We start from the raw sequence: 19,947 nt of genomic DNA on the forward strand, positions 1-19,947 counted from the left end.
CCTCACGGCCCGACGGCATAGCCCTCGCCCGGGTCGACCAGCGTGACGGTCACGGGCGGCGCGTCGTCGGGCTTGCCGTCGATCGTGTATTGCGTCGTGTAGGCATCCCCCGCGGGCACATAGGTGGTGCAGATCCGCTTGCCGGCGCGGGTCGCCAGCGCCGCCCAGATATTCGCCCGGACCCCGTCGGCCTGCGCCCCTTCCAGCAGCTTGCCGCCGACGGTGATCGCCGCCGCGTCGATGTCGCCCTTGGCGACGACGCCGCAGACGACGTCGCCGTCGAAGGTCACCATGGAATTTGTCTTCATCACGACCACGGGCGACGCGGACAGCATCACCTGCGCCTGGTTCATGATCATGCCGCCGCCGAACGTATAGCCCGACAGCGCGATGCAGGTATGCTTCGCCGCGTTCGGTCCATAGCATTGCAGCTTGCCGGCCTTGAGCTGGTCGATCTGCGCCGCCTGCGCCCCGCCGGCCAGCGCGGCGATGAGGATCGCGGTACCCATCAAGCGCTTCATGCGATTTTCCCCTCGTCGCGGACCAGGCCGCCATTGCGGCGCTCGAAACAATGCCACACCGCCGTGCAGAGCAACAGCGCGGCAACCAGCTGATGCGCCGCGGCGAGGAATTCCGGCGCCTGCAGCAGAAGCGTCGCGATGCCGAGAACGATCTGCAGCAGTGTGAGGTGCAGCACCGCGACGCCGCTGCGCCGCGCCCAGCCCGTCAGCCGCCGCGCCTGCGCGGCAACGACCACCGCGACGGCCGCGACGAGATAGGCGCCGATGCGATGATCGAACTGCGCGAGTCCGGGATTCTCGAAGACATTGATCCACCAGGGCGCCGCGAAGAACGGATGTTCGGGGAACACGCGTCCGTCCATCGACGGCCAGGTGTTGTAGAGCAGCCCCGCATGCAGCCCCGCGACCAGCGCGCCCAGCAGCATCTGAAGGTAGACCAGCACGGCGAACCCGATCGCCCAGGTGGAGCGCACGGGCCTGTCGCGCCGAAGCGCCGCGGGCGCGGCGCGCCGCAGATAGTCCAGCGCCGTCCACACCATCGCCACCAGCAGGATCAGCGCCACGCCGAGATGGATCGCGAGGCGGTATTGCGACACGCTCACCCGCGTCTCAAGCCCGCTTTCCACCATCCACCAGCCGACGAAGCCCTGCAGGCCGCCCAGCGCGAACAGCAGCAGCATGCGCGGCCACGCGTCGCGCCGGATCGCGCCCGCCCAGGCGAACCACACGAACGGCACAAAGAACGCGAAGCCCAGAAACCGCCCCAGCAGCCGGTGGGCCCATTCCCACCAGAAGATGCCCTTGAACGCGGCGAGGCTCATGCCCGCATTCTCGTGGACGTATTGCGGGATGCGCCGATACTTCGCGAAGGCCTCGTGCCAGGCGGCGTCGCTGAGCGGCGGGATCGCGCCCAGGATGGGATCCCATTCGGTGATCGAAAGCCCCGAGCCCGTGATCCGGGTCAGCCCCCCGACCACGATCATCCCCAGGATGATCGCGGCCAGCGCAAGCAGCCAGATGCCGACCGCCCGGCGGCTGCGCCAGAAATTCTCGCGGCGGGGGACATCGGCTTTCATGACTCTTGCATAATGCGCCTTTATCCCGCGGTCTTGCCGCCATCTTGTCGCGGCGCCCCGCGCGCCGCATTCTCCCGCCGCTTCGGAGGATTCCCATGAAACGCGCCATCGCAATCCTGGCCACCGTCGCCGCCGTCGCCGGCGGCGCCCTCGCGGCCGATCCCATGCCGATGCCGTCCGGCATGGTCATGAAGATGATCGACCCGATGCCCAGCCTCTATATGGGCGAGGCCGACAAGCCCGGCGCACCGTTCTTCAAGGGCCTGGGCACCCATCACCACAAGATCACCACGAAGAACGCGACGACCCAGGTCCTGTTCGACCAGGGCATCAAGCTCACCTTCGGCTTCAACCATGCCGAGGCGATCCGCTCCTTCCGCGAGGCGGCGCGGCGCGATCCGCATTGCGCGATGTGCTGGTGGGGCGTCGCCTTCGCGCTGGGCTCCAACATCAACCTGCCCATGCCGGCCGACGCCGACAAGCCTGCCTGGCAGGCGCTGCAGAACGCCGTCGCGCTCGAACGCTACGCCTCGCCGGAGGAGCGCGGCTGGATCGACGCGCTGGCGACGCGCTATTCCGCCGATCCCAAGGCCGACCGCGCCAAGCTCGACGCCGCCTTCGCCGCCGCGATGGGCGATCTGTGGACGCGCTATCCGAACGACCTCGACGCCGGCACCTTCTATGCCGAGGCGATGATGGACACCCAGCCCTGGGATTATTGGGACGAGGACGGCGTGACGCCGAAAGGCCATGCGCTGGAGATCGTCTCGGTGCTCGAGGGCATCATCAAGCGGGCGCCCTATCATCCCGGCGCGCTGCATCTCTACATCCACGCCGTCGAAGCCTCGACGACGCCGCAGCGCGCCGAGGCCGCGGCCGACCGGCTGGAGACGCTGATGCCCGGCGCCGGCCATATCGTGCACATGCCGTCGCACATCTATTACCGGGTGGGCCGCTACGAAGATGCTGCGAAAGTGAATACGCTGGCGGCACTGGTCGACGAACAATACATCGCCGCCTGCAAGGCACAGGGCTACTACCCGATCGGCTATTACGGCCACAACATCCACTTCCTGTGGACCTCGTCGGAGATGCAGGGCAATTACGCCGCGTCGATCGGCGCGGCGCGCCGTCTGGTGAAGGCCGCCTTGGCGCTGCGTGCCGACAAGCTCAATCCGCAGGCGCAGCTCTTCTTCTTCACGCCCTATGCCACGCTGCTGCGCTTCGGAAAATGGCGCGAGGCGCTGGCCGAGCCGCTGCCGCCCGACGACCAGAAGATGACGCTGGCCATCGCGCATCTGGCGCGCGGCTTCGCTTATGCGAACACCGGCGACCGGACGAGCGCCATCGGCGAACGCATGGCGCTGGCCGCGCTACTCGACGACAAGGCGTTCGCCGCCTATGACAAGCTCTATCCCGCCAAAGCGATGGCACAGATCGCGCTTGCCGATCTCGATGGCGAGATCGCCCGCACCGGCGGCGATCTCGACACCGCGATCGTCGACTTCACCAAGGCGCGCGATCTCGAAGAAGCCCTGCCCTATACCGAACCGCCCTATTGGCACCAGCCTTCGAGCCATCTGCTCGGCGCGGCGCTGCTGCAGGCCGGCCGCGCCCGGGAGGCCGCGGACGTCTATCGCCACAGCCTGACCAATTACCGCGTCGACGGCTGGGCGCTCTATGGCCTCGCGCAGGCGCAGGACGCGCTCGGCGACACCGCCGGCGCCGCCGCGACCCGCAAGGAATTCGCCGGCGCGTGGTCGATGGCCGATGTGAAGCTGACGGCGTCGCGGTTTTGATTTTGCTCCCCCGTGGTTGCGGGGGGGGACGAAGAAAAAGGGCGACCTCTCGGCCGCCCTTTCCGTCACGCACGCATGGACAGGACCTACATCCCACCCATCGCGTTCAAGGCGTTCTGCTCATGGCTGCGGCAGGTCGCGTCGTCGCCGGCGTCGTCCGCGGCGGCGATCTCATCCCGGACCAGCCTGGCTTTGTCCGGATCGCTCGGCAGCGCCATGCCGCGCGCCTGGGTGATCATGTCGGCACAGCTCGTGGTCGACGGCGTTGCGCTGGCAGGCAGCGAATTGGCGGGCGCCGTATCGCCGGTCGGAGGCGTCTGGCCGGCCGGCGCCATGCCGTCGCCCGGTCCAGCGGCAAGAGCCGCCGTGGCGAGGAAAGCCGCGGTGCAGGCGGCGAGAATGATTTTCATGGGGTTTTCTCCTGGAATCGGTTTCGAGCTCCAGCCGCAAGGGCAACGCGCCGCACCGGCCATGGTTGCCGTGTTGCAAAAGCGAAAAGGACGCGCTTGACCGCGCCGCCGCCTCTTGCCTTACATGTCGTCATGCCGGAGAAACGGCTCTCATTGCTCGTCGGCCGTACGGACGCGTCTGTGCCGCGTCCCATCGCTACCCTCTGGATCGAACGCGTTCCCGCATGACACCGCGCCTCAAGAAACTGATCGGCACGATCCTCATCCTGCTCTGGGTTCCGTTCTATATGTTCTTCGTCGCCGGCCTCGCGGCCCTCGCCCTGCGCCATGCCAACGGCGTGGAGAGCTTTCTGTTCTTCGCGATCGCCGGGACGTTGTGGGCCGTGCCGGTCGGCCTGATGTTTCCCTGGATGTTTCGCGAGCCCAAATCGAAAGCCTGACGCGCCGCCCTCAATCCAGCTCCGGCCCGCCCGTCGCGAGGTCGGCCTCTTCCTCGCCGGTATACGGATCCTCGTCCGGTCCCAGCTCGTCGCTCGGGTTCGGCACGTCGAAGCCGGCCGGCGGGATCGCTTCCAGGAACCCGGCCGCCTTGAGCTCGTCGACGCCCGGCAGGTGGTTCACGCTCTCCAGCCCGAACTGCAGCAGGAAGGCCTCCGTCGTGCCGAAGGTCACCGGGCGGCCCGGGGTACGCTTGCGGCCGCGGATCTTCACCCAGCCGATCTCCATCAGCACGTCCAGCGTGCCCTTCGAGAGCATCACGCCGCGGATATCCTCGATCTCGGCCCGCGTCACAGGCTGATGATAGGCGATGATCGCCAAGGTCTCGATCGCGGCCCGGCTCAGGCGGCGCTGCTCCGGCTGTTCCTTGCGCAACAGGAAGGCGAGGTCCGAAGCGGTGCGGAACTGCCATTTTCCTGCGACATGCACGAGGTTTACGCCTCGCACCTCATAGATTCCCTGAAGCTCCGCCAGCAGCGCCGGAACGTCGGCGCCTTCCGGCAGCGATGTTGCCAGCGCCTTCTCATCCAGCGGCTCGCTGGCCGCGAACAGCAATGCTTCGGTCATGCGCAAATGCTCGGGGTTCACGCCCACGGCCTCGGCGGCTGGCGTCTCGGCCGCGATGTCGGCCCCCTCTTGTTCCACGTCCACTCCCATTTCGGTTCCGATTTTGGCGACGAGGCGGGCAACTCCACTCATGGGCTAACCTCTGCGGTGGGCGCGAGCCGGTCGCGGATGAAGACCGGCTCAAAGGGCGCCATCTGGCGAATCTCGATCTTACCGTCCCGCGCCAGTTCCAGACAGGCGAGCAGCGTGCTGGCCAGCGCCGAACGCCGCCGCTGCCCGCCCGACCACTCGAACGGCAGCAGCCGCTCCAGCACGTTCCAGTCGGCGATCTTGCCCAGCATTCGCTCGAGTCGGGCCCGCGCCTCCTCGATCAGGAGGACCGGCGCATGCTGCCGGACATAGGTCTTGCCGCCCAGCGTCTTGGTCCGCTGCGTCGCATAGGCGGTCAGCAGGTCGAACAGCGTGTCCTTGTAGGTCTTCAGCTTCACCACGTTGACCGGCTCGGGATCGCCCCGCGCGAACACGTCGCGGTCCAGCCGGTTGCCGGCCATCAGCCGCGCCGCCGCCTGGCGCATCGCCTCGAGCCGCTGCAGCCGCCAGCGCAGCCGGGTCGCCATCTCGTCGGCCGTCGGCTCGCCGTCCGCGGCGGGCGGCTGCGGCAGGATCAGGCGCGATTTGAGATAGGCGAGCCACGCCGCCATCACGAGATAGTCGGCGGCGAGCTCGAGATTGATCTTCTTCGCCGCCTCGATGAATTCGAGATACTGGTCGGCGAGCTTGAGGATCGAGATCTTCGCGATGTCGACCTTCTGGTTCCGCGCCAGCGTCAGCAGCAGGTCGAGCGGTCCGTCGAAGCCGTCGACATGCACCATCAGCGCTTCGTCGGCGGGCGCCACGATGGAGTCGAACTCGCCGAAATTCTCGCCCGCTTCGCTCATGCGTTCTGTCCGATGGCGCTCATGAGTTCGGCCAGCCGCGCCTCGGCGGCGGCGGGATCGAACGCGTCCGGCACGCTGAGGAGCGAGAGCGCGTGTTCGGCGCGGCGCAAGCCCGCACCGTCCAGCACTTTCACCTCGGAAGCCACTTCGCGCATCTCGTCCATCTTGCCGTTGCAGTGCAGGATCACGTCGCAGCCTGCAAACAGTGCAGCCTTTGTACGCACCGACAAGGGCCCGTCCAGCGCGTTCATGGAAAGATCGTCCGATATCAACAGGCCATCGAAGCCCATCTCGCCGCGAATCACGTCGCGGATGATTTTCGGGCTGGTTGTCGCAGGCCGCTGCGGATCCAGCGCCTCGTAAACCACATGCGCCGTCATCGCCATCGGGCAGGTGTTGAGGCTGCGGAAGGTCACGAAATCGGTGGCGCTGAGCTCCTCCGCCTCGGTCGCGACGCGCGGCAGGGCGAGATGCGAATCGGCCGTGGCGCGGCCATGACCCGGGATGTGCTTCATGATGGGCAGCACGCCGCCCTCCATCAGCCCCTCGATCTGCGCCCGCCCCAGATCGATGATCGCCGCCGGATCGCTCGCGAAGGCACGGTCGCCGATGACCGCGTCGGCGCCCTCGACGGGCACGTCCAGCAGCGGCAGGCAGTCGACATTGATGCCCAGTTCCGAAAGGTCGTGCGCGATCAGCCTTGCATTGAGGTAGACCGCCTCCAGCGCGACCTCGTGCTGCTCGGCATAGATCGCGCCGAACCGCGCCGCGGGCGGCCGCTCGCGCCAGCCGGGCGGCCGCAGCCGCGCCACGCGGCCGCCTTCCTGGTCGATCAGGACCGGGGCACGGGCATCACCGACCGTATCGCGCAAAGACTCAACGAGATCGCGGATTTGCGCCCGATCATGGATGTTCCGCGTGAAGAGGATGAAGCCCCAAGGCTGCACCTCGCGGAAGAAATCCCGCTCCTCCGCCGCCAGTGCCGTTCCGGCGCAGCCATAGATCGCGCGCGAGCGCATGCCCTACCCCCAGATCGCCGCTCTTGCTTCGGCTGCTGTCATTTCGACGGAATGCAGGCGCCACCCTCGGCCTTCAGCTTGTCGCACAAGGCCACCGCGCCGGCCTTGCTGGCGACGATGCGCAGGCGGAACCAAGTACCTTTTTCGCCGAGGTCGACCTGCTTCACATCGGTCGTCAGCCCGGCAACCCCGGGATGTTTGTGCTTGTAGGCCGTCCAGGCCGCATCCGCGTCGGCCTGCGATTTGTAGGAGCCGATCTGCAGCAAGGCACTGCCGCCCGCCGACGACTCGGCCGGCGCCGCGGCCTCGACCGGCTTGGCCGCGGCGGGCTCCGGCTTGACTGGCACGGGTTTGCTCTCGACCGGGATCGGCTTGGTCTCGGCAACGGGCTTGGCGACGACCGGCGCAGGCTTGGGCGCCACGGCCTGCGGCTTCGCCGCCGCCTCCGGCTTGGGTACGACTGGCGGTGGCGCCGTCACGGGCGCGGCCACGACCGGCGGCGGCTTCAGCGCGTCGTTGGAGGGCGGCGGCGCGGTGTCGGCATTCGCCTCTTCGTCCGACGGCGCGTGCTGCTGATAGATCTTGAGCCCGGTATAGGGCGTCTGCGTGCCGCCGGCATCGGCCGGCGCGACCTTGGCGGGACCGGATTCGGCGGCGATGGTGCGCGGGATTTCGGCATGGCCCTGCTGCACGCCGCGCTGATAGGCGAGCCAGACCACGGCGCCGAACGCCGCCAGCACCAGAAGCGCGATGACGATCAGGAGCGGAAGGCGCGAGCCCTCGACGTCTTCCTCGTCTTCACCGCCATCGAAGACGCGCACGTCGTCCGAGCCGCGTTCGAAATTGGCCATCTGCCAAACGCTCCGATTCTCCTGATTCGCAATGTAGCACCGGCCTGCGGTCGAATCATGGCCTTCAGGTCCACCGGGGCGGCGAAACTCACAATACGACCTCCTTGCGGAAGACGCGGGCATATTCCGACAGGGCGTAGCGGTCGGTCATGCCTGCGATGTAATCGCGCACCACGCCGCCGGTCACGGCGTCGCCCGGGCTGCCGCAAAGCCCCGCCCAATCCGCGGGCATTTTCCCCGGCTCGCTGCTGAAGGCCTCGAACAGTTCCGCCACCACGGCCTTGGCGCGACCGACCGGCACCATGACGCGCGGATGGCGGTACATATGCGCGAAGAGGAAGCGCTTGATCGCGGCGACCTGCTCCGCCATCGCCGGCGAGAACGTCGCCAAGGCGCGGCCCTGGCTCCGCACCCCGGCCGCCGCGGTCAGCTGCGCCCCCGCGATGCACCGCCGCGTCTCCGCCAGCAGGTCGTTCACCAGCTGGCCGATCAGGGCGCGCACCAGTTCGCCGATGAAGCGCCCGAGCTCGAGGTCGCCGAAGCGCGCGCGCACCGCCGCGACGTGCGCCCCGGCCAGCGGCGCCGCCGCGAGATCGTCGATGCCGAACAGTTCGGCGCGCAAGCCGTCGTCGATATCGTGGTTCACATAGGCGATGTCGTCGGCCAGCGCCGCGACCTGCGCCTCCAGCGACGGCCATTCGTGCAGGTCCAGCGGCCAGCGCGCGTCGAAGGACTGGATCGGTCCCGCCAGCGGCGGCTGGAGCGGCCCATTGTGCTTGACCAGCCCCTCCAGCGTCTCCCAGGTCAGGTTCAGCCCGTCGAATTCGGCATAGCGGTGCTCGAGCTTTGTCACCAGCCGCAGCGCATGCGCATTGTGATCGAAGCCGCCGATGCCTTGCGTCACCGCGCTCAGGGCGTCCTCGCCGGCATGGCCGAACGGCGTGTGGCCGAGATCATGGGCGAGCGCCAGCGTCTCGGCGAGGTCCTCGTCCAGCGCCAGCACCCGCGCCACGCTGCGCGCGATCTGCGCCACTTCCAGCGAATGCGTCAGCCGCGTGCGGTAATAGTCGCCCTCATGCTGCACGAAGACCTGCGTCTTGTGCTTGAGCCGGCGGAACGCCGCCGAATGGATGATCCGGTCGCGGTCGCGCTGGTAGCAGGTGCGCGTCGCGCTCTCGGGTTCGGCATGGAACCGGCCGCGACTCTCGGGCGGCCGCGTGGCATAGGCGGCGCGCGCCGCGGGCGGCTCGTAGAGAGGCGGAATCAGATGGCCGGACGGCATGATGTCGAATACCTTCGACGAAAAGATACACGACATCGATGTGACAAGCTCAAGGCTTCTCACGGCAAAGCCGCAAGCCGTTCAACCGGCAGATCGCCGGGATATCAGCCGCCCGCGCCCGGCTTTCCCGTGCCGCTCAGCATGCCGCACATCCCCTTGAGGACGTCGACTCCGATGACCGCTTGGCCGAAGCCGATCTGGAACGTGGCCGACGCCTTGCTGCCATGGACGCCCAAGGGTTCCACGATGATGTTCAGGCTGGTCTGCTTGCCTTCGGAGCCCGCGACGTCTTGGGAGGCCGAAATCGTCCCCAGTTCGCGGTCGGCCTGGTTGATGCGCCATCCGTCTTTCAAGACATAGATGTTGAGCCGCTTGAACGTATCGAGCGGCGGCGTGTCGGGGAATTCGTCCTCCGCCGAATAGGTACGGCTCGAGAAGAAGCTGCCTTTTTCCGTCGCGCCCGCCATGCAGGCGGCATCGTCCGCGAGGGCTGCCGAGCAGTAAAAGAGTGCAGATATCGCAAATACAAACACGCCCGAATTCTTCATATTATTTCTCCCCGTCAAGGACAGGGTACCGCATGTCGCGGAATCGCTCAAATACCCGATGGATATTCCCGCGCCGCGGCCGCTTTCGCGACCCCGCCGGCCTCCTTCCAAACCGGCGGTTTCGACCCTATATATTGTCCATGACCATCGAAACCGCCCTGCCCGTCACCGTCTCCCCGCGCGCCGCCAAGCGCATCGCGGAGATCCTGAAGTCGGAACCCGCGCCCGCCATGCTGCGTCTCGCGGTGACCGGCGGCGGCTGCTCGGGCTTCCAATACAATTTCGCGCTCGACGACCAGCGCATGGACGACGATCTCGTGGTGGAGCGCGACGGCGCCACCGTGCTGATCGACCCGGTCAGCCTCGACTTCCTCAAGGGGGCCGAGATCGACTTCTCCAACGACCTGATCGGCGCCGCGTTCAAGGTGAACAACCCGAACGCCCAGTCTTCCTGCGGCTGCGGCACCAGCTTTTCGGTCTGAAAATAAAGTTGCGGGACCCTCTTGAACCGAGTCGGTCCGAGACCCATTTCCCGTAAATTCCCACAGGTGTAGGCACTCCGCCGCGGCTCCGCGAGAAGTCGCGGTATTGCTGCTTTCGTGCGGTTTGCTTCTAGACTGCATCCGAACCCGCGAGAAAAATTTCCGCCATGAAGATCGCCACCTGGAACGTCAACTCCATCCGCTCGCGGCTCGACGCGGCGCTGGCCTATCTCAAGGAGTCCTCGCCCGACGTGCTCTGCCTGCAGGAGCTCAAATGCCAGGACGAGCAGTTCCCGCGCGAGCCCTTCGAGGCGCTCGGCTACAACTGCGCCGTCCACGGCCAGAAGAGCTATAATGGCGTCGCGATCCTCTCCAAGCGTCCGATGGAGGACGTCACGCCGCGCCTGCCCGGCGACGATGCGGACAACCATTCGCGCTACATGGAGGCGCTGATCCCCGGCGCCCGCGGCGTGGTGCGCGTCGGCTGCCTCTACGCCCCCAACGGCAACCCGATCGGTACCGAGAAGTTCAGCTACAAGCTCGCCTGGCACGAAAGGCTGAACAAGCGCGCCAAGGCGCTGCTGGCCGACGAGGAGGCCGTGGCGCTGCTGGGCGACTACAACATCATTCCCATGCCGGAGGACTGCAAGGATCCCAAGAGCTGGATCAAGGACGCGCTCTACCAGCCGGAGTCGCGCGCCGCGTTCCGCCGCCTCGCCCATCTCGGCTATACCGACGCCTTCCGCGCCTGCAACGCCGAGCCACATCAGTACACCTTCTGGGATTACTTCGCGGGCTCCTTCGAGCGCAACAACGGCATCCGCATCGACCACATCATGCTGAGCCCGCAGGCCGCCGACACGCTGAAGACCTGCGTGATCGACAAATTCGTCCGCGAGCGCGAAAAGCCGTCCGACCACACGCCGATCTGGTGCGAGCTGGACATCTAGCAGCGCCGCACGACCTTTCCTCCCCCGTTGTTACGGGGGAGGTGGCTCGGCGCGCAGCGCCGAGACGGAGGGGGCCGACTCCGAACGTCCAGCCGCCCTCCTCCATCACATCGCTTCGCGATGCGGTCCCCCTCCCCCGTGACAACGGGGGAGGAAAACGCAGCTCAATTCACCCGCTCGATGATGATTGCGGGCGCCATGCCGCCGCCGGCGCACATCGTGATCAGGCCGCGCTTGAGGTCGCGGCGCTCGAGCTCATCGAGCATCGTGCCGATCAGCATCGAGCCGGTGGCGCCGATCGGATGGCCGAGCGCCATCGCGCCGCCGTTCACGTTGACCTTGTCGCGGTCGAGCTTGAGGTCGCGGATGAACTTCTCCGCCACCACGGCGAAGGCTTCGTTGATCTCGAACAGGTCGATGTCGTCCAGCGTCAGGCCGGCGCGCGCCAGCACGCGGCGCGTCGCGGGCACCGGCGCGTTGAGCATCAACGTCGGACAGTCGCCCTGGTTAGCGGTCGCCACGACGCGGGCGCGGGGCTTGAGGCCATGCGCCTTCGCGTAATCGGGCGACGCCAGCAGCAGCGCCGCCGCACCGTCGACCACGCCGGAGGAATTGCCGGCATGATGGATGTGGTTGATCTTCAGCTCGGGATATTTCTGCAAGATCAGGCTGCGGAAGGTCAGCCCGTCGCCGTTGAGCGGCACGTCGGCGAGCTGCTCGAAGGACGGCTTCAGCGCCGCCAAGCCTTCGGCGGTGGTCTGCGGGCGTGGAAATTCCTCATGGTCGAGCGCGACCGTGCCGTCCTCGTTGTAAACGGTCACCAAGCTCTTCTTGAAGTGCCCGCCGGCGATCGCCGCCGCGGCACGCTTCTGGCTTTCCAGCGCCAGCGCATCGACGTCGGCGCGGCTGATGCCTTCCATGGTCGCAATGGCGTCGGCGCAGATGCCCTGATTGGTCTGGGGATGCAGCCCGCGCAGATGCAGATTGCCCATGTCGAACAGCGGCGGACCGTCTTCCGCGCTGCGGCGGTTGGGCATCGACATCATCTCGGTGCCGCCGGCCACCACCAGATCGGCCATCCCGGCCATGATGGTCGAGGCCGCGAGGTTCACCGAGGTGATGCCCGAACCGCAGAAGCGGTCCAGCGTCACGCCGCTGCTGCGCATGTCGTAACCGGCATCGAGCGCCGACATCCGGCCGAGATCGCAGCTCTGCGGCCCGCGCTGCGAGCTGGTGCCCCAGATCACGTCGTCGACCTCCGCCGTGTCGATGCCGTTGCGCTCCGCCAGCGCCTTGAGGACCGTCGAGCCCAGGCGCTGCGGATGGATCTGGGACAGCGCGCCCTTGGGATATTTGCCGACGCCGCGCGGCGTGCGGACGGCGTCGATGATGTATGCGTCGGTCATGTTGGTTTCCTTCCGGTGTCGTTTCTCGTTGTCGTCTGTGACGTCAGCGCAACTCTTCCGTCGCGTTGCGCTCGAAGATCGCTTCCAGGCTGGTCAGGTTCATCCCGTGCTTGAGCCAGTTGTACGGCGTCAGGTTCACCGATTTGATCATCGCGCGCGCGACCGCGCCATCGGCATCGAGGTCGAAGTCCAGCACGTTGATGCAGCCGGTGTCCTGCTCGAAGGCGCCCATTGCCGCGAGGCCCGCGCCGCAGGCCCAGCTCAGCACCAGCCGGTTGATCCCCTCATGCGCCACGACCAGCATCGTATGCCAGCCCGGCGCCTTCAGCAGCCGCGTCAGCACTGCGACGGCACGGCCCTGCGCCGCGGCATAGGCCTCGGCGCCGTCGGGCGTGGCCGCGTCCGGCGCGCCCGCGGCGGAGAAGCGCTGCTTCATCCGCTCGATGAGCTCCTCGCGGCTCTGGGGCGGCGGGTTCATCGGGCCGCCGACGATCTCGACCAGGCCCGCGTCGATCTCGAGCGGCGGCGGGCTCTTCTGCGCCGCCAGCACATGGGAAGCCGTCTCATGGGTGCGCGGATAGCCCGAGCAGACCGCCCGATCGAATGCGACATGGCTGAGCGCGGCGCCGGCCGCCTCGGCCTGCAGCCGGCCGCGTTTGGTGAGCGGCACGATGTTGATCGCGCCTTCGCTCACCACATGCCTGGCGAGGTAGTCCACATGCCCGTGCCGCATCAGATAGATGCGGCGGCGGGATTTGGTGTCCGGGAGATAGGTCATACCGTACGTGTCACCACTCTCGTCATGCTGAGGTGCTTCGCCGACGGCGAAGCCTCGAAGCACGCACTTTCGGCGCCGTCATCCTTCGAGGCCCGGCCTCGCCGGGCACCTCAGGATGACGACATCAAATCAAATCGCACCCGCGCTTTGCAGTTTCGCGACATCCTCGCCCGAGAAGCCCCAGGCCGCCAGCGCCGCCGCGTTGTCGGCGCCTTCGGGCGGCCCCTGCACCTGCGGCACGGTGCGCGAGAAGCGCGGCGCCGGCGCCGGCTGCGTCACGCCGCCGATCTCGACGAAGGTCCGGCGCGCCACGTTGTGCGGATGCTTCGGTGCTTCGCCCAGCGACAGCACCGGTGCGTAGCACACGTCGGAGCCCAGCATGATCGCGTCCCACTCGTCGCGCGTTTTGGTCCTGATGACCGCGGCGAGCTTGTCGCTGAGCGCCGGCCAGGCATTGCGATCCATCTGTGCCGCGAAGGCCGGATCGTCGATCCCGGTCTTCTCGAGCAGCTCTTTGTAGAATTGCGGCTCGATCGAGCCGAGCGCGACGTACTTGCCGTCCTTGGTCTCATAGGTGTCGTAGAAATGCGCCCCGCTGTCGAGCAGGTTCACGCCGCGCTCGTCCTTCCACATGCCCATGGCGTTCATGCCGTAGAACATCGCCATCAGCGACGCCGCGCCGTCGGTCATCGCGGTGTCGACGACCTGGCCCTTGCCGGACGTCTTCGCTTCGAGGATGCCGCACACCACGCCGAAGGCGAGGTAGAGCGCGCCGCCGCCGAAATCGCCGACCAGGTTGAGCGGCGGCACCGGCTTCTTGCCGGCATTGCCCATGCCATGCAGCGCGCCGGTCAGCGCGATGTAGTTGATGTCGTGCCCCGCCGCCATCGCCAGCGGCCCGGTCTGGCCCCAGCCGGTCATCCGGCCATAGACGAGCTTGGGATTGCGCTTGAGACACACATCGGGACCCACGCCGTTGCGTTCCATCACGCCGGGACGGAAGCCTTCGATCAGGGCATCGGCCTTGTCGATCAGCTTGAGCGCCGCCTCGACGCCTTCCGGCTTTTTCAGGTCGAGCGCGACCGCCTTGCGGCCCCGATAGGTGACCTCGGTCTTGGCCGGTGAGCGCCCGCCCTTGCGGTCGATCCGGATGACGTCCGCCCCCATGTCGGACAGCAGCATGGCCGCGAAAGGCCCCGGTCCGATCCCGGCAAATTCCACCACCCGAACACCCTTCAGGGGACCCATGAAAACCCTCATCGCAATTGCGCCGCATTTCCCTCTTAGCTGGCCGAAGATGACAGGACAACAGAAGGCAAAAGGCATGTATGCGCGAGCGCTTGCCGTCGCGATCTTCGCCCTTGCTGCAGCTACGGCAACCGCAGCGGAGGCGGCACCCAAGCTGATCTACAAGGTCGACAAGGTCACCGCCGCCATCATCCGCGGCCGTCTCGTGGTCAGCGCCTCGGGCGCGGTGAACAGCGGCGGTTGGAGCCTGCCGCGTCTGCACCACAAGGAGGTGCGAACGCCGGAATCCGATACCGAGACGTTTGAGTTCCTCGCGACGCCGCCGCCGACCGGCACGGTGGTGATCCAGGCCCTGCTGCCGATCCAGATGACGGCGGTCTTTCCGCTGCCGCGCTACGCGACGCTGCAGGTGAAGGTGGTCTCGGAGAGCAACGCGGTCGTGGCGCCGATCGTCACGGCGCCACCTGCGCCTGCGGCTCCGCTTGCAAAGCCTTATCCATGATGCGGGCGAGGACCTCCGGCTCGCGCGCACCGGAAATCATGAAGCGGCTGTCGAAGATGAAGGTCGGCACGCCCGAGATGCCCATCTGGTTGGCCATGCCGGCCTCGCGCTCGACGACGGCCAGATCGGCGTCGCCGGCCAGGAGTTCGCCGACCAGCTGCGCGTTCATGCCGGCCTCGGCGGCGATGTCGGTGAGGACCGCCGCGTCGCCGATATCGCGCCCGTCGAGGAAATAGGCTTTGAACAGCCGCTCGACCACCGCGTCCTGCGCCCCGGCGCCGCCCGCCCAGCGGATCAGGCGATGCGAGTCGAGCGTGTTCGGCGTCCTGGCGATCTTGTCGAACGCAAATTCGATGCCCTCGCCCGCCCCCTCGCTGCGCAGCGCCTCGGCCATCGCGCCGCTGCGTGGATTGTCGCCGAACTTGGCTTTCATATAGGCCTTTCGGTCGACTCCTTCGCGCGGGATGGCCGGGTCGAGCCGGAACGGCCGCCAGAACAGCTCGACCGGGACATCCGGCCGCATCGCCAGCGCCCGCGCCAGCCGGCGCTTGCCAATGAAACACCACGGACACACCGTGTCGGAGACAATGTCGATCTGCATGACCCCAGCCTAACGCCATCCCGGCGCGGATAAAGGGCCCGGCCCGGCAAACAATGATCAATATTTCGCGGTTCTAGGAAAGTGACCCACAGGAACATGAGCTACGACCTCACCGGACGCGTCGCCTTCGTCACCGGCGCCAGCAGCGGCCTCGGCCGCCACTTCGCCCGAGTCCTGGCCGGCGCCGGCGCTGCCGTCGCGCTCTGCGCCCGCCGCCTGGAGCGCCTCGAAGCGGTCAAGGCCGAGATCGAAGCCGCCGGCGGCAAGGCGACCGCCGTCGCGCTCGACGTGACCGATGCGGCCGCCATCGCCCCGGCGCTGGACGCGGCGGAGGCCGCGCTGGGTCCGGTGGACATCCTGGTGAACAATGCCGGCCTCAGCGTGCTCGGCCTTGCTGCCGACATCTCCGCCGCCGATTTCGACAAGGTGATGGCGACCAATCTTCGGGCGCCGTTCCTGCTGGCGACCGAGGTCGGCCGCCGCCTGATCGCGGCCGGGCGCGAGGGTCGCATCATCAACATCGCGAGCATCGGCGCCTATCGCGTTCTGCCCGGCACGACGCCCTACTGCATCTCCAAGGCGGGCCTCGCGATGATGACGCAATGCCTGGCGCGCGAATGGGCCCGCAAGGGGATCGCCGTCAACGCGCTGTGCCCCGGCTTCATCGAGACCGAGCTCAACGACGAATGGTTCGCGAGCGAGAAAGGCAAGAAGCAGATCGACGGCTTCCCGCGCAAGCGGCTGGCCCGGGAAACCGATCTCGACGGGTTGCTCCTGCTGCTGGCTTCGGACGCCAGCCGCGCGATCACCGGCTCGCTGCTGACGGTGGACGACGGACAGGCGCTATGATGCGGCCTGCCGCGCCGGCCGGGCCCGCGCGATCATCTCGTCAGCTCTTGCGATGAAGCGCTTCAGCAGAGCCGAGGTGTTGGACCTGCTGTAGCCCATGACGAGATCGATCGCCGGTGCCTTCTCCAGCGGCCGCCACACCACCGACGGCGGCAGGAGGTTCTGCGCATAGAGCGGCAGCAGGCTCACGCCGCCCGTCGACACCACCAGCGAGATCGCCATGGTGAGATTCTCGGCCTCGTGCGCAGCCGTGAGGCGGACGCCGTTGCTTGCGGCATGCTTCGCAAGCAGCACTTTGAGGACCGGAGCGGCCTTGGTCGGGCTGATATAGGTCTCGCCCGCCATATCCGCCAGCCGGATCGTCTTATGCTCCGCCAGGCGGTGCCCGCGCGGCAATACCGCGACGATCGGCTGGCGGTCCAGCAGCCTATAGACCAGACCCGGCGCCTGTTCGCGCCGAAGGAAAGCGACATCCACCTTCCCACGCAGCAGCGCACCGGCCAGCTCCGGCGAGGACTGGCTGGCGAGCGTGACTTCGATGTTCGGCAACTCGTCGCGCAGGATGCGAAGGGCCGCCGGCAGCCACTCCATCTCGTATCCGGTGAGCATGCCCAGGACGAAGGCCGGCCGGTCCGATTGCGTCGCCCGCCGCGCCGCGTCGCCCGCAGCCTCGACCTGCGCCAGGCAGAGCCGGGCATGATCGAGGAACACCTGCCCCGCCTCCGTCAGCTCGATGCCGCGGGCGCGGCGGATCAGCAACTTGGCGCCGACGTCGCGCTCCAGGTCCCGGATCTGCCGGCTCAGCGACGGCTGCGCCGTGTGCAACCGCTTTTCGGCGGCCAGCGTCAGGCTGCCCTCTTCGGCGACTGCAATGAAATAGCGTAGATGGCGAAGCTCCATGAATCCATGCCTGAAAGGTATGGCTGGAGCATACAAAGTCTTGGTCTATTGGCCAGCCAATTCGCATCTTCCCATCAGCGGCGGCACGGGCCGCCCATGAAGGAGAACTCAGATGAGCAAGCAAGTCGTACTGGTCACGGGCGCCCTCACCGGCATCGGCCGCGCCACCGCCCTCGCCTTCGCGCGCAACGGCGCCCAGGTCGTCGTCTCGGGGCGTCGCGCGGACGCCGGCGCCGCACTGGCGAAGGAAATCGAGGACTTGGGCACCCAGGCGCTCTTCGTCCCGGCCGATGTCCGCCATGACGAGGACGTTCGCCGTCTTGTCGAAGAAACGGTGAAGCGCTTCGGCCGCCTCGACGTCGCGGTGAACAATGCCGGCACCGAGGGCACGCCCGGGCCCGTCACCGAGCAGACCGCGGAAACCTATGCCGCGGTGTTCGACACCAACGTGCTCGGCACGCTGCTCAGCCTGAAGCACGAGATGCGGCTCATGCTGGCGCAGAAGCGGGGCGCCATCGTGAACATCTCCTCCACCTTCGGGCAGTTCGGCGGCGCCGGCGCGTCCGTCTATGCGGCGAGCAAGCATGCCGTCGTCGGCCTGACGCAATCGGCGGCGCTGGAAGGCGCCCCCGCCAATGTCCGCGTCAACGCCGTGGCGCCCGGCCCGATCGAGACCGGCATGCTGAACCGCTTCGCGGGCAGCGACGCGGTGAAGGCCGGGCTTGTCGCCACCGTGCCGCTCAAGCGCGCCGGCCATCCGGACGAGATCGCCCAGGCGATCCTGTTCGCCGCCTCCGACGCCGCGTCGTTCATGACCGGCCAGGTCATCACGGTCGACGGCGGCAAGACGGCAGGCTGAACCGCGCGGGGACGCTCAGGCCGCAGCCGCCGTCACGACGCGGTTGCGGCCGCTGCGCTTGGCGCTGTAGAGCGCCTGGTCGGCGCGGTGCAGCAGCGCGTCGGCGCTGTCGTCCGCGCCCTTGCTGCCCGCGATGCCGATGGAGATCGTGATATTGAGCCTTGTCGGCGCGCGGGAGATCGCGATCGGCGTGGTCTCGATGCTCTTGCGCAGGCGCTCGGCGATCGAATAGGCGAGGCCCATGTCGGTGTCGGGCATCACGACCACGAACTCCTCGCCGCCATAGCGGCAGGCGAGATCGATGCCGCGGACGTTGGCGGAGATCCGGTTGGCGAACTCCTTGAGAACCTCGTCGCCGATGTCGTGGCCATGCCCGTCATTGACCTGCTTGAAGTGGTCGATGTCGAGGATGAGGAAGGCGAGCGGCTTGCCGTTGCGCCCCGCCGAGGCGACGAGGTTGTCGAGATGCCGCGCCATGTAGCGGCGATTGTGCAGGCCGGTGAGCTGGTCGGTGATCGCCATTTCGAGGCTCAGCTGCACATTGTGGCGCAGCCGGTCGGCATAGCGCTTCTTGCGCAACTGGGTGCGCACCCGCGCCACCAGCTCGTTCTTGTCGACGGGCCGCGTCAGATAGTCGTTGACGCCCATCTCGAGCGCCTGGTTCAGCTTGCGCCGGTCGCCATCGGTGACGACGACCAGGATCGGCACGTTGCGGCCTTCGGGGAGCGAACGAAGCTGCGAGCACAGGCGCAGCCCGTCGAAGCCGCGCATACCCAGGCTGACCACGATCAGGTCGTAATCGCCGCCGCGGACCCGGACCAGCGCTTCCTCGAACGTGTCGACCGAGGCGACTTCGTGGCCCGGCTGCAAGGCCGTGGCGAACCAAGCCACGGATTCGGGCCGGTCCTCGATGATCAGGATGCGGCCCGTCGGGTTGGCGTCCATCAGCGTGGTCGCAGGATCGATCAGGCCCATGGTCTGACCGGTGGTCTCGCGCATGCGCAACTCGTCGGTCATCATCTTGAGGCGGACCAGGCTGCGCACCCGGGCGAACAGCGCCGCGTCGTCGACCGGCTTGGTGAGGAAATCGTCGGCCCCGGCATCGAGCCCGGCGACGCGGTCGCTGGGCTGGTCCAGCGCCGTCACCATCACGACCGGTATATGCGCCGTCTTGGGATTGTTCTTGATGCGGCGGCAGACCTCGAATCCGTCCATGCCCGGCATCATGACGTCGAGCAGGACGATGTCCGGCGCCGCCTCGTCGATCTTGGCGAGGCACTCCAGTCCGTTGAAGGCGCTGACGACCTCGAAGTATTCCGCCGTCAGCTTCGCTTCGAGAAGCTTGACGTTGGAGAGGATATCGTCGACGACAAGTACGCGCGCCGTCATGGCTCGTGCCTACCCGATGAACCGACGGACCGTGTCCAGGAAGCTCGTCACCGAGATCGGCTTGGAGATATAAGCCTCGCAGCCGCCCTGGCGGATGACTTCCTCGTCGCCCTTCATGGCGAAGGCCGTGACGGCCACCACGGGGATCGACTTGAGGGAATCGTCTTCCTTGAGCCATTTGGTCACTTCCAGCCCCGAGACTTCGGGCAACTGGATATCCATGAGGATCAGGTCGGGGCGATGCTCGCGCGCGATGTCGAGTGCCTCCATGCCATCCTTGGTCTGCAGGATGTTGTAGCCATGGGCGTCGAGCAGATCGTGGAAGAGCTTCATGTTGAGCTCGTTATCCTCGACGATCAGCACGGTCTTGGTCTTGGCGTCCATGAAGTGGCTCTCCGCAGTCAGCATAAGCCCCGCGCCGTCCCCTTAACGGTTCTGCCGAGCGATGGTTAGTATTAGGCCCGAACTCTTAAC

At 67.2% G+C, this 19,947-nt stretch carries 23 protein-coding genes; 7 read left to right on the forward strand and 16 right to left on the reverse strand.

Features of this window, described 5'->3' with window-relative positions; translation table 11 throughout:
* Positions 1–2 precede the first annotated feature (2 nt).
* Both WDM91_04515 and WDM91_04520 read right to left on the reverse strand, forming a co-directional pair.
* Positions 3–521, reverse strand: a complete 519-nt coding sequence (locus WDM91_04515; GenBank protein ID MEI9993835.1) for a hypothetical protein — start codon at positions 519–521, stop codon at positions 3–5.
* On the reverse strand, positions 518–1,597 hold the full coding sequence (locus tag WDM91_04520; GenBank protein MEI9993836.1) for a COX15/CtaA family protein: 1,080 nt from the start codon (positions 1,595–1,597) through the stop codon (positions 518–520). Before WDM91_04520 ends, WDM91_04515 begins: the two co-directional genes overlap by 4 nt.
* 95 nt (positions 1,598–1,692) lie before the next feature.
* Between WDM91_04520 and WDM91_04525 the strand changes: the two genes are divergently transcribed.
* Complete coding sequence (locus tag WDM91_04525; protein MEI9993837.1) at positions 1,693–3,396, forward strand: hypothetical protein; 1,704 nt, start codon at positions 1,693–1,695, stop codon at positions 3,394–3,396.
* Positions 3,397–3,482: 86 nt separating this feature from the next.
* Here WDM91_04525 and WDM91_04530 read toward each other — a convergent pair whose 3' ends face one another.
* Entirely contained in the window at positions 3,483–3,806 is a 324-nt protein-coding gene (locus tag WDM91_04530; GenBank protein ID MEI9993838.1) for a hypothetical protein, read from the reverse strand.
* 224 nt (positions 3,807–4,030) lie between these two features.
* Here WDM91_04530 and WDM91_04535 point away from each other — a divergent pair, with 224 nt between their 5' ends.
* Positions 4,031–4,246, forward strand: a complete 216-nt coding sequence (locus tag WDM91_04535) for a DUF2842 domain-containing protein (GenBank protein ID MEI9993839.1) — start codon at positions 4,031–4,033, stop codon at positions 4,244–4,246.
* Between the two features lie 10 nt (positions 4,247–4,256).
* Here the strand turns inward: WDM91_04535 and scpB are convergent, their stop codons facing one another.
* The 6 genes from scpB to WDM91_04565 form a co-directional block, all read right to left on the reverse strand.
* Positions 4,257–4,949, reverse strand: coding sequence for an SMC-Scp complex subunit ScpB (gene scpB / locus WDM91_04540; GenBank protein ID MEI9993840.1), 693 nt, complete (start codon positions 4,947–4,949; stop codon positions 4,257–4,259).
* Between the two features lie 50 nt (positions 4,950–4,999).
* The gene (locus tag WDM91_04545; GenBank protein MEI9993841.1) at positions 5,000–5,809 is read right to left on the reverse strand and encodes a ScpA family protein; all 810 of its coding nucleotides are present in this window, start codon (positions 5,807–5,809) and stop codon (positions 5,000–5,002) included.
* The gene (nagZ, locus tag WDM91_04550) at positions 5,806–6,828 is read right to left on the reverse strand and encodes a beta-N-acetylhexosaminidase (protein MEI9993842.1); all 1,023 of its coding nucleotides are present in this window, start codon (positions 6,826–6,828) and stop codon (positions 5,806–5,808) included. The genes WDM91_04545 and nagZ overlap by 4 nt, the downstream gene beginning before the upstream one ends.
* A 38-nt stretch (positions 6,829–6,866) precedes the next feature.
* Entirely contained in the window at positions 6,867–7,679 is an 813-nt protein-coding gene (locus WDM91_04555) for an SPOR domain-containing protein (GenBank protein ID MEI9993843.1), read from the reverse strand.
* A gap of 88 nt (positions 7,680–7,767) precedes the next feature.
* On the reverse strand, positions 7,768–8,997 hold the full coding sequence (locus tag WDM91_04560; protein ID MEI9993844.1) for a deoxyguanosinetriphosphate triphosphohydrolase: 1,230 nt from the start codon (positions 8,995–8,997) through the stop codon (positions 7,768–7,770).
* A 68-nt stretch (positions 8,998–9,065) separates the two neighbouring features.
* Complete coding sequence (locus WDM91_04565) at positions 9,066–9,428, reverse strand: hypothetical protein (protein ID MEI9993845.1); 363 nt, start codon at positions 9,426–9,428, stop codon at positions 9,066–9,068.
* Positions 9,429–9,649: 221 nt separating this feature from the next.
* Here WDM91_04565 and erpA point away from each other — a divergent pair, with 221 nt between their 5' ends.
* Together erpA and xth are read left to right on the forward strand one after the other, a co-directional pair.
* Positions 9,650–9,991: an iron-sulfur cluster insertion protein ErpA gene (erpA, locus tag WDM91_04570; GenBank protein ID MEI9993846.1), complete on the forward strand. Its 342-nt coding sequence runs from the start codon at positions 9,650–9,652 to the stop codon at positions 9,989–9,991.
* A 167-nt stretch (positions 9,992–10,158) separates the two neighbouring features.
* Positions 10,159–10,941 carry an exodeoxyribonuclease III gene (gene xth / locus WDM91_04575; GenBank protein ID MEI9993847.1) on the forward strand — a complete coding sequence of 261 codons (783 nt, stop codon included), beginning with the start codon at positions 10,159–10,161 and terminating at the stop codon, positions 10,939–10,941.
* 164 nt (positions 10,942–11,105) lie between these two features.
* Here xth and WDM91_04580 read toward each other — a convergent pair whose 3' ends face one another.
* From WDM91_04580 to WDM91_04590, 3 genes are all read right to left on the reverse strand, one after another.
* Entirely contained in the window at positions 11,106–12,347 is a 1,242-nt protein-coding gene (locus WDM91_04580) for an acetyl-CoA C-acetyltransferase (protein MEI9993848.1), read from the reverse strand.
* Positions 12,348–12,390: 43 nt separating this feature from the next.
* Positions 12,391–13,125: a histidine phosphatase family protein gene (locus WDM91_04585; protein ID MEI9993849.1), complete on the reverse strand. Its 735-nt coding sequence runs from the start codon at positions 13,123–13,125 to the stop codon at positions 12,391–12,393.
* Positions 13,126–13,254: 129 nt separating this feature from the next.
* Positions 13,255–14,373: a CaiB/BaiF CoA-transferase family protein gene (locus tag WDM91_04590; GenBank protein ID MEI9993850.1), complete on the reverse strand. Its 1,119-nt coding sequence runs from the start codon at positions 14,371–14,373 to the stop codon at positions 13,255–13,257.
* 76 nt (positions 14,374–14,449) lie between these two features.
* Between WDM91_04590 and WDM91_04595 the strand changes: the two genes are divergently transcribed.
* Positions 14,450–14,875 (forward strand): hypothetical protein, encoded by a 426-nt coding sequence (locus WDM91_04595; GenBank protein MEI9993851.1) that lies wholly within the window; start codon positions 14,450–14,452, stop codon positions 14,873–14,875.
* Here WDM91_04595 and WDM91_04600 read toward each other — a convergent pair.
* Positions 14,826–15,476, reverse strand: a complete 651-nt coding sequence (locus tag WDM91_04600) for a DsbA family oxidoreductase (GenBank protein MEI9993852.1) — start codon at positions 15,474–15,476, stop codon at positions 14,826–14,828. The two genes, WDM91_04595 and WDM91_04600, sit on opposite strands and share 50 nt — an antisense overlap.
* Before the next feature lie 96 nt (positions 15,477–15,572).
* On the opposite strand from WDM91_04600, the gene WDM91_04605 reads away from it, so the two are divergent.
* Entirely contained in the window at positions 15,573–16,325 is a 753-nt protein-coding gene (locus tag WDM91_04605) for an SDR family NAD(P)-dependent oxidoreductase (protein MEI9993853.1), read from the forward strand.
* On the opposite strand, the gene WDM91_04610 is transcribed toward WDM91_04605, so the two are convergent.
* Complete coding sequence (locus tag WDM91_04610) at positions 16,320–17,225, reverse strand: LysR family transcriptional regulator (protein MEI9993854.1); 906 nt, start codon at positions 17,223–17,225, stop codon at positions 16,320–16,322. The two genes, WDM91_04605 and WDM91_04610, sit on opposite strands and share 6 nt — an antisense overlap.
* Positions 17,226–17,337: 112 nt before the next feature.
* Here WDM91_04610 and WDM91_04615 point away from each other — a divergent pair, with 112 nt between their 5' ends.
* Positions 17,338–18,084, forward strand: a complete 747-nt coding sequence (locus tag WDM91_04615) for a glucose 1-dehydrogenase (protein MEI9993855.1) — start codon at positions 17,338–17,340, stop codon at positions 18,082–18,084.
* A gap of 15 nt (positions 18,085–18,099) precedes the next feature.
* Here the strand turns inward: WDM91_04615 and WDM91_04620 are convergent, their stop codons facing one another.
* Complete coding sequence (locus tag WDM91_04620; protein ID MEI9993856.1) at positions 18,100–19,473, reverse strand: PleD family two-component system response regulator; 1,374 nt, start codon at positions 19,471–19,473, stop codon at positions 18,100–18,102.
* Positions 19,474–19,482: 9 nt separating this feature from the next.
* Complete coding sequence (locus tag WDM91_04625) at positions 19,483–19,857, reverse strand: response regulator (GenBank protein MEI9993857.1); 375 nt, start codon at positions 19,855–19,857, stop codon at positions 19,483–19,485.
* Positions 19,858–19,947 lie beyond the last annotated feature (90 nt).

Source organism: Rhizomicrobium sp., from assembly GCA_037200385.1.
Classification (GTDB): Bacteria; Pseudomonadota; Alphaproteobacteria; order Micropepsales; family Micropepsaceae; genus Rhizomicrobium.

Excerpts from the sequence above, each read along its gene's own strand:
- WDM91_04560 (MEI9993844.1), bottom strand. The coding sequence starts at position 8,997 with ATGTCGTGTATCTTTTCGTCGAAGGTATTCGACATCATGCCGTCCGGC.
- WDM91_04625 (MEI9993857.1), bottom strand. The coding sequence starts at position 19,857 with ATGGACGCCAAGACCAAGACCGTGCTGATCGTCGAGGATAACGAGCTC.
- WDM91_04615 (MEI9993855.1), top strand. The coding sequence starts at position 17,338 with ATGAGCAAGCAAGTCGTACTGGTCACGGGCGCCCTCACCGGCATCGGC.
- WDM91_04565 (MEI9993845.1), bottom strand. The coding sequence starts at position 9,428 with ATGGCGGGCGCGACGGAAAAAGGCAGCTTCTTCTCGAGCCGTACCTAT.
- WDM91_04515 (MEI9993835.1), bottom strand. The coding sequence starts at position 521 with ATGAAGCGCTTGATGGGTACCGCGATCCTCATCGCCGCGCTGGCCGGC.
- WDM91_04590 (MEI9993850.1), bottom strand. The coding sequence starts at position 14,373 with ATGGGTCCCCTGAAGGGTGTTCGGGTGGTGGAATTTGCCGGGATCGGA.
- erpA (MEI9993846.1), top strand. The coding sequence starts at position 9,650 with ATGACCATCGAAACCGCCCTGCCCGTCACCGTCTCCCCGCGCGCCGCC.
- WDM91_04545 (MEI9993841.1), bottom strand. The coding sequence starts at position 5,809 with ATGAGCGAAGCGGGCGAGAATTTCGGCGAGTTCGACTCCATCGTGGCG.
- WDM91_04535 (MEI9993839.1), top strand. The coding sequence starts at position 4,031 with ATGACACCGCGCCTCAAGAAACTGATCGGCACGATCCTCATCCTGCTC.
- WDM91_04520 (MEI9993836.1), bottom strand. The coding sequence starts at position 1,597 with ATGAAAGCCGATGTCCCCCGCCGCGAGAATTTCTGGCGCAGCCGCCGG.
- WDM91_04595 (MEI9993851.1), top strand. The coding sequence starts at position 14,450 with ATGTATGCGCGAGCGCTTGCCGTCGCGATCTTCGCCCTTGCTGCAGCT.
- nagZ (MEI9993842.1), bottom strand. The coding sequence starts at position 6,828 with ATGCGCTCGCGCGCGATCTATGGCTGCGCCGGAACGGCACTGGCGGCG.
- WDM91_04530 (MEI9993838.1), bottom strand. The coding sequence starts at position 3,806 with ATGAAAATCATTCTCGCCGCCTGCACCGCGGCTTTCCTCGCCACGGCG.
- WDM91_04620 (MEI9993856.1), bottom strand. The coding sequence starts at position 19,473 with ATGACGGCGCGCGTACTTGTCGTCGACGATATCCTCTCCAACGTCAAG.
- WDM91_04580 (MEI9993848.1), bottom strand. The coding sequence starts at position 12,347 with ATGACCGACGCATACATCATCGACGCCGTCCGCACGCCGCGCGGCGTC.
- WDM91_04600 (MEI9993852.1), bottom strand. The coding sequence starts at position 15,476 with ATGCAGATCGACATTGTCTCCGACACGGTGTGTCCGTGGTGTTTCATT.
- WDM91_04610 (MEI9993854.1), bottom strand. The coding sequence starts at position 17,225 with ATGGAGCTTCGCCATCTACGCTATTTCATTGCAGTCGCCGAAGAGGGC.
- WDM91_04555 (MEI9993843.1), bottom strand. The coding sequence starts at position 7,679 with ATGGCCAATTTCGAACGCGGCTCGGACGACGTGCGCGTCTTCGATGGC.
- xth (MEI9993847.1), top strand. The coding sequence starts at position 10,159 with ATGAAGATCGCCACCTGGAACGTCAACTCCATCCGCTCGCGGCTCGAC.
- WDM91_04605 (MEI9993853.1), top strand. The coding sequence starts at position 15,573 with ATGAGCTACGACCTCACCGGACGCGTCGCCTTCGTCACCGGCGCCAGC.
- WDM91_04525 (MEI9993837.1), top strand. The coding sequence starts at position 1,693 with ATGAAACGCGCCATCGCAATCCTGGCCACCGTCGCCGCCGTCGCCGGC.
- WDM91_04585 (MEI9993849.1), bottom strand. The coding sequence starts at position 13,125 with ATGACCTATCTCCCGGACACCAAATCCCGCCGCCGCATCTATCTGATG.